Consider the following 620-nt stretch of genomic DNA (forward strand, 5'->3'; position numbering starts at 1 on the left):
TCAGCGCAGCCAGGCGTGGTCGCGGACGACCGGCAGCCGGGCCCAGAGCCGGCCCAGGCCCCAGGTGGTGCCCGCGCCCGCCGCGGCGACGGCGACCAGGGCGAGGGCGTAGACGACGTGGTAGTCGGCGAACGGGTTCGTCGACATGCTGGGCGAGCCGTCCGCCAGGTGCTTGGCCGGCGGCCACTCGGCGAGCCACATCAGCGCCATCATCACCGTGCCCGCCACCGCGGCCGGCCGCAGCGCCACACCGGCCGTGACGGCCGCGCCGATGCCGAGCAGACCGAGCATGAACAGCCAGTCCGCCCAGGTGTCGCCCGCCCAGGAGTGGAACGTCGACTGCAGCGGTCCGGCGGCGACGGAGCCGAGGAAGCCCTTGGTCGGCGACCCGCCGTCGAGCCAGCCCCTGCCGGAGGCGGTCGCGTAGCCCAGCCCGAACGTCTTGTCCAGGAAGGCCCACAGGAAGACGAACCCGGTCACGATCCGCAGGGACGCCAGGGCGTAGGCCTGCGCGGTGCGCGTGCCGACGTGTGCGGCGGCGGAGCCGGACCGCGGCCGGTGGAAGACGGCCGGCAGGTGGAGGCCGGGGCTGCGGTGAACGTGCTCGTGCGTGGCCATGG

1 protein-coding gene is annotated in these 620 nt (G+C 75.0%); it reads right to left on the bottom strand.

What is annotated here, in order from left to right:
* Complete coding sequence (locus tag AQJ66_RS36655) at positions 1 to 618, bottom strand: hypothetical protein (protein ID WP_061931274.1); 618 nt, start codon at positions 616 to 618, stop codon at positions 1 to 3.
* Between the last annotated feature and the right edge of the window lie 2 nt (positions 619 to 620).

The sequence above is a fragment of the Streptomyces bungoensis genome, assembly GCF_001514215.1.
Taxonomy (GTDB): domain Bacteria; phylum Actinomycetota; class Actinomycetes; order Streptomycetales; family Streptomycetaceae; genus Streptomyces; species Streptomyces bungoensis.

What these genes read in the sequence shown, in the direction of transcription:
- AQJ66_RS36655 (WP_061931274.1), bottom strand. Translation starts at nt 618, where the DNA reads ATGGCCACGCACGAGCACGTTCACCGCAGCCCCGGCCTCCACCTGCCG.